The sequence below is a fragment of the Mycobacterium sp. TH-M82 genome, assembly GCF_057473605.1.
This window is the reverse complement of sequence record NZ_JBYCKY010000206.1, coordinates 1-6468: the sequence shown is the minus strand read 5'-3', so window position 1 is coordinate 6468 and position 6468 is coordinate 1. Positions and strand designations below refer to the sequence as shown.

Below are 6468 nucleotides of genomic sequence, written 5' to 3'. Positions count from 1 at the left end.
GCTGTATCCGGTCGGCAACCCCGCACACTGGCATGATTTCTTCGCGTCGTGGCCGCTGCTGTATGTGTCGCACCTGATGAGCCTGGTGTTCGACGGCGCATTCGACCGCCACCCCGATCTGCGGGTGGTATTCGTCGAAGGTGGCTTCACCTGGGTGATCCCGGTCATGTGGCGGATGGACCGGATCTGGGAGGCCCGCCGTGGGGACTTGCCGCACGTGCGGCGCCGTCCGTCGGAGTACGTGCGCGACCACGTCCGGTTCACCACCCAGCCGCTCGAGGAGGTCAACGTCGCGGTGTACCGCGACTACCTGGAGATGATGGACATGGGTGACAATCTGATGTTCTCCACCGACTATCCGCACTGGAGCTACGACTCGCCGACGTACGCGATCAACCGGTTCCCGCGCGATCAACGTGACCGGATCATGCGCGGTAACGCGATGGCGCTGTACGGGCTGCCGTCGACGGTCAAGGCGCTGCCCGAGGAACGATCGGATGTCGGCGTCGCCTGATCGTGTGGGCGATCCCACGGCCGCAATCACCACTTTGGTGCGTGAGTATGACCGAAAGTGGTCCGCACTGGATATCGCCGGACTGGCCGAACTGTGGGAGTTGGGAACCCCGCAGCCGGTGTACTTCGCCGACGAGTACCCGTCGCCGCTGGTCGGCTTCGACGAATTCGACCGGCACTGGGTCCGCGTCGGGGGGCGCCTCAAAAAGGCGTCGATCTCCTCGGAGTTGCGGTATTGCGACGTGCTCGGCGACGGTTTCGCCCGCGCCGTCGTGTTGAGCCGCTGGCACTTCACCGGCCATGAATCCGATGTGGTGCATCACGGAGCCAGCTGGATCACCTGGGTGTTGGTGGCTCACGGCGACCGGTACCGGATCTGTCATCACATGGAGTCGCAGGTCTACCTGCCCGAGGACGACAGCGGTTAGAGCCGGCCGCTAGCCGGTTAGACCGGGTCGAACTTGGCGATCAGCCAACTGCGGTCGATCTTCGACAGCGACACCTGCACACTGCGGGCGGCCAGCGCGGGATCGGGTTGCTGCTTGCTGGTGGTGGTCTGGTTTACGAAGACGAGCACCACGGCGGCATCGGGGTGCAGGTCGGCTACCGCGATACCGACCACCTCGGCGGTGGTCTTCAGCGCCTTCTCTTTGGACGCCGGGGCCACCACCTGCCGGGCGAAATCTTCGAAATGCGATCGGAATTCGCCGGTGAGGTGCGACTTGGCGCTGGCCAGGTCTTCATCGACGGTCTCCGGTGTATAGGACAGCAGCGCGACGGTGCCTTGGCGTGCCGCGTCGACCACCACGGCTGCAGTGCCCGAGTCGACCTGTTCGTCGGGTCGGTACCAGGAGAAGTACAGCCAAGCTGTCAAGGTGGCGGAGACCAGCAGCAGCAGAACCAGCACGGCTGGAACAAGTTTCACCGCCTTCGCCGGCAGCCGTCGTTGCCTGATTCCGAGTCTGCCCACACCGGTCATGGCACATACACCAATTTGGACATCTTGATCTGATCGCCGTCTCTGGAGACGGTGACCCGGAGCCGCCACTGCCTCGGCTCCTCTTTGGCCCCTGCGGAATTGGTGACATACGAAGTCGCCGCCACCAGAACCACCGCAGAGTCTCGACCCATCGATTCGAGTCCCGCAGAGTTCACCGTTCCCTTGCTGATCACATGGCCCTTCTTGGTCACCGCGATGAAGTCGGCTGTCTGCTTTTCGAAATCGTCCTTGAACTCCCCGGTGGAGCTGTCCAGCAGGCGGTGAATGTCGTCCTCAACGTGGTCGAAGTCCAGTGCCATGATGTTGATCACTCCCTGCTTGGCGGCAGCGGTGAATGCGCCAACACGCTGGCGGTGCGCTATTGTGCCATGGTGCTGCCAGGCGATGTAACCGCTGGCTGCTAGCAACCCGCAGATCACAGCGACCGCAGCGACGCCCGCCGCGACCGACCACCGCCCGCGCCGTGGGGTCCCGGCGTCGGTTGTGAGGGCACCGGCCTCGGTACCGGCGTCGCTGTCGGCCTCGGCAAAGGCATCTTTCGGGTTGGGTTCGTTTGTTTCCGTTTCGTCGGCCTCGAGAGTCGACTGCGCCCGTTGTCGCAGCCGAGCTGCCCGTGCCCGGGCACGCGCCACTTGGGCCCGGGCCTTGGCTTCGGCGGCTTCGGCTTCGGCTTCGGCGACGTCGATCTCGGCGCTGTCGTCAGCCATCGCGGACCCAGCTGGTCAACATCACTATCGATCGCACTCCGGTCTGTATTACGGTATTGCTCAATTGTTAGCATCCGAGCAGCAGAACTCCAACCAGGACAGATCAGCGTAATGCCTTCCAGAGGGATTGAGAACTCCCCCGAAAAGCTACTCTTCGCCTCGACCGCCCAGGCATTTCTGCACAAAGAGATGCCGCTGAGTCGGGTGCGCGAGCTGCACGCGGCCGGGGTTTCCTTCGACCCGGATTGGTGGCGGCGCGCTGCCGAGTTGGGCTGGGCGGCCCTGCTGGTTCCCGAAGAGCTGGGCGGCGGCAGCATCACCGACAGTGGCGTCGAAGATCTGGCCATGCTCGCCGAGCAGATCGGTGCGACGGTGGCGCCCGGGCCGCTGAATCCGGTCAGCACCGTGCTCGCCGGGCTGGTTGACTGCGCCGACCGCCAAACCCACGCGGAGGCCATCGGATCGCTGATCTCCGGTGAAACGGTGGTGTCCTGGGCGGTCTACGAACCGGGCCGCGGCTGGGCGCCGCTGCAGCCTGCCCTGACCGCTACCGCAACCGATTCCGGTTACCGCCTGGCCGGTGTGAAGGACCGGGTCGAGGCGGGCGCGCAAAGCGGGCTGCTGCTGGTGGTGGCGCGCTGCGACGACGGCATCCGTCAGTTTCTGGTCCCGGCAGACACACCGGGCGTGCGGATCGAACCCCAGTCGTCGGTCGATTTGGTCAAGCAGTACGCACGGGTGTATTTCGACGATGTGGCCGTCGAGCGGGCCGCCGCGGTGGGCACTGCCGGCGAGACGGCGGCGCTGGTCGACCGGCAGAGCCAGATCGCACAGGTATTGCAGTGCGCCGAGGTGGTCGGGATTCTGCAAACGGTGTTCGACTTCACCGTCAGCTGGGCGTTGGACCGGCACACCTTCGGCCGGCCGCTGGCGTCCTACCAGGCGCTCAAGCATCGCTTCGCGGACATGAAGATGTGGGTGGAGGCCTGCCGGGCGACCACCGCCGCGGCGGTCACCGACGTCGCCGCCCGCGCACCGCGGGCCGCACGCTCCGCGAGCGTCGCCAAGTCCTACGTGGGGCAGATGGCCAACGACGTCGTGCAGGGCTGCGTGCAGATGCATGGAGGCATCGGTGTCACCTGGGAACACGACCTGCACCTGTACCTGCGCCGGGTGACGTTGTATCGGTCCATGTTCGGCACCCCGGAGGAACACAACCTGAGGGTGTATGCAGCGGAGGAGGCGTCGCGGTGACCGGAGTCGCGGGAAGCACTGAATCGGTCGAGCAGTTCGCCGCCCGGGCCAGGGCATGGCTGGCCGACAATATGCCGCGCATCGATCCCGCGTCGCCGCCGGCTGCCGACCGCGACGATGAACATGCCTGGCAGCGGGCACGCGAGCTGCAAAAGCGGCTCTACGAAGGTGGATTCGCCGGAATCTGCTTTCCGCGCGAATACGGTGGGCTCGGGCTGAGCTACGAGTACCAGCAGGCGTTCAACTCCGAAAGCCTCGGCTACGAGATGCCGTTGATCCTCAACACGCCCACCTTCACCATCTGTGCCGCGACGCTGCTCGACACCGGCAGCGAAGAACAGAAACGGCGGCACATCGGCGCGGCGCTGCGCGGCGACGAGGTATTGGTGCAGCTGTTGTCCGAGCCCAACGGCGGATCGGATCTCGCAGGGGTGATCACCCGGGCCGACCGGCACAATGACCGGTGGGTGCTCAACGGCGCAAAGACATGGAGCACCAGTGCATTTGCCGCCGACTACGGGTTGTGCCTGGCGCGCACCGACTGGGAGGCGCCCAAACACGAGGGACTGACCATGTTCCTGGTGCCGATCACGCATCCGGGGATCACGCTGCGCCGCATCACCCAACTCAACGGCTCGACGGAGTTCTGCGAGGAATTCCTCGACGGGGTCGACGTCGGTGACGACGCCGTCGTCGGTGAGGTGAACAACGGCTGGGCGGTGGCGTCCCGGCAGCTGTATCACGAACGCCGTGCGGTCGGACAGGGGTCGGAATTCGCCAGCGGCATCGGCAGCGAGGGCGGCGATTTCCACGCGGTGGACTATGTGGCCCTGGCCGAAAAAACCGGGCAGGCGCGCAACGAGCGGGTCCGGGAGATGGCCGGGCGGGTGCTGGTGCACCGCGCCGTTGGCGAGCAACTGATCAGCCATGTTTACCGCAGCGTCCTCGACGGCACTCTGCCGCCGGCCGGCGGAACACTGATCAGGCTCTTCCACGCCTACACCGTGACCCTGGACATGGACACCGCGCTCGCGATCGCAGGCACGGCCGGGGTGGTGGGCGAACGCGGCGAGGGGCTGGAGAACGGGCTGCGCTACCTATCGCGGCAGGCGATTTGCATCGGCGGCGGCACCACCGAGATGGCCCGCAACGTCATCGGTGAGCGGGTGCTGAACTTTCCCCGCGAATACGCCGCCGACCGGGGCGTGCCGTTCAGCCAGGTGCGGCGCGGCCAGCAGCGCTGAGGCGTCAAAGGACCGCTCCGCTGTCCTTGGCCTTGATGATGTCGTCCCAGTCCAGGCCGAGTTCCAGCAGGATCTCCTCGGTGTGCTGGCCGTGTTCGGGTGCGCGGGCAGATGGTGGCGGTGTCTCGTTGAATTGCACAGGGGCAGCGACCATCTGGTATTCGTTTCCGCTGTCGTCGACGTTGGTGACGAGGTAGCCGTTGGGTTCGTTCTGCGGGTCGTGCAGCACCTCGCGTGGCGTCGCCAGCGCGGCCCACACACCCGGCTCGTCGGCCAGCGCAGTACGCCAGTGCTCCAGGTCGTATTCGGCGAATCTGGCCGCGATGAGGGCGGTCGCCTCGGCGGCATTGGCCGAAAGGTTCGATGACGGCACAAAGCGTTCGTCGGTGGCCAGTTCGGGAAGGCCGAGACGCCCGCAGAAGCCGCCCCAAAACCGGTCGGGTTGTAAAAAGACCAGTTGTATCCACCGGCCGTCCCTGGTCTTGTAGCGGTTGACCAGTGGATTGATCGCTAATCCGGGTGGCGCGCCGGGGATGCCGTCCATATCGAAGAGATCGGCGACCGAGATCGACGGCGCGATGCTCCACATCGCTTGGGCCAGCAGCGACGAGTCCACCACCGCCGTCTCACCGGTGCGTTCCCGGTGGAACAGCGCCGCGCATACCCCGCCGGCCAGGGTCACCCCGGCCTGCAGGTCGCCGAACGCCGGGCCCTGCACCGCCGGGTACTCGGTTCCGTACGGCGTCAGCGTGTAGGCCACCCCACCGCGGGCCAGGTAGGTGGCGGCGTCGAATCCGCCCCGGTTGCGGTCGGGTCCGCGCATTCCCAGGCCGGTGCCGCGAGCGATGATGATCTTCGGGTTGTGTTTCCGGATGTCCTCGACCGTCAAGCGTGCCCGTTGCAGTGCGTCTGGCCGCCAATTAGTAAGCAGTACATCGGCTTCGGCCAGCAACCTACCGAAAAGCTCTCGCCCGGTGTCGCTTTTGAGGTCCAGCGCGATGCTGCGCTTGCCGCGGTTGCCCAGCTCGAGCATGAAGTCGACGTCCACCCGCGCGGCCTGGCGGGTGAACCCACCCACCACCAGTGCCCGGCCCGGGTCACCGGTGCCGACGCTCTCCACCTTGATCACATCGGCGCCCCAGTCCGCCAGCGCGACGCCCGCGGACGGAACGTAGGTCCACGAGGCCAGCTCGACGACTCGAACACCACTGAGTACGCCTGACATTGACCGCCTTTCGTCGACATTGGCTTAAGCACCGAACGTGCTTGACGCTGTGATGCTACTTTACTATTTTTATCATGTTAGCCCTTTCAAGGGCCGGCCGGATCAAGGAGTTCCGATGGGTAGAGTCGCGGGCAAGGTAGCCCTGATCAGCGGAGCGGCGCGTGGGCAGGGACGTTCGCATGCACGCATACTCGCCGCCGAGGGCGCCGACATCATCGCGGTCGACCTGTGCGAGGACGTCGCGACCAACGACTACCCGCTGGCCAGGCCGGAGGACCTCGACGAGACGGCGCGGTTGGTGGAAAAGGAAGGCCGCAGCGCGTTCACCGCCGTCGCCGACGTCCGGGACCGGGTGGCTTTGTCGAAAGCCATCGACGAGGGGGTGGCTCAGTTCGGGCACCTCGACGTGGTGGTGGCCAACGCCGGGATCGCGCCGCTGACCGCCGGCGGGCCAACGCAAGCCTTCGCCGACGCCATCGACGTCGATCTGATCGGGGTGTTGAACCTGGTGCACGCCAGCCTCAA

At 65.8% G+C, this 6468-nt stretch carries 8 protein-coding genes; 5 read left to right on the top strand and 3 right to left on the bottom strand.

Annotation, left to right across the window (positions count from 1 at the left end):
- Together AC2VON_RS06100 and AC2VON_RS06095 are read left to right on the top strand one after the other, a co-directional pair.
- The coding region (locus tag AC2VON_RS06100; RefSeq protein ID WP_486952137.1) for an amidohydrolase family protein at window positions 1–514 on the top strand (514 nt) is incomplete at its 5' end.
- A gap of 4 nt (window positions 515–518) precedes the next feature.
- Entirely contained in the window at window positions 519–941 is a 423-nt protein-coding gene (locus AC2VON_RS06095; RefSeq protein ID WP_486952136.1) for a Cif family virulence factor, read from the top strand.
- 17 nt (window positions 942–958) lie between these two features.
- Here the strand turns inward: AC2VON_RS06095 and AC2VON_RS06090 are convergent, their stop codons facing one another.
- On the bottom strand, window positions 959–1483 hold the full coding sequence (locus tag AC2VON_RS06090; RefSeq protein ID WP_486952135.1) for a hypothetical protein: 525 nt from the start codon (window positions 1481–1483) through the stop codon (window positions 959–961).
- Between the two features lie 5 nt (window positions 1484–1488).
- On the bottom strand, window positions 1489–2220 hold the full coding sequence (locus tag AC2VON_RS06085; protein ID WP_486952134.1) for a hypothetical protein: 732 nt from the start codon (window positions 2218–2220) through the stop codon (window positions 1489–1491).
- Between the two features lie 111 nt (window positions 2221–2331).
- On the opposite strand from AC2VON_RS06085, the gene AC2VON_RS06080 reads away from it, so the two are divergent.
- Window positions 2332–3474: an acyl-CoA dehydrogenase family protein gene (locus AC2VON_RS06080; RefSeq protein WP_486952133.1), complete on the top strand. Its 1143-nt coding sequence runs from the start codon at window positions 2332–2334 to the stop codon at window positions 3472–3474.
- Between the two features lie 71 nt (window positions 3475–3545).
- Window positions 3546–4718, top strand: coding sequence for an acyl-CoA dehydrogenase family protein (locus AC2VON_RS06075; protein WP_486952138.1), 1173 nt, complete (start codon window positions 3546–3548; stop codon window positions 4716–4718).
- A 4-nt stretch (window positions 4719–4722) separates the two neighbouring features.
- Here the strand turns inward: AC2VON_RS06075 and AC2VON_RS06070 are convergent, their stop codons facing one another.
- Window positions 4723–5943 carry a CaiB/BaiF CoA transferase family protein gene (locus AC2VON_RS06070; RefSeq protein ID WP_486952132.1) on the bottom strand — a complete coding sequence of 407 codons (1221 nt, stop codon included), beginning with the start codon at window positions 5941–5943 and terminating at the stop codon, window positions 4723–4725.
- 115 nt (window positions 5944–6058) lie between these two features.
- On the opposite strand from AC2VON_RS06070, the gene AC2VON_RS06065 reads away from it, so the two are divergent.
- Window positions 6059–6468, top strand: a 410-nt coding sequence (locus AC2VON_RS06065) for an SDR family NAD(P)-dependent oxidoreductase (protein WP_486952131.1), incomplete at its 3' end; no start/stop codon positions are given.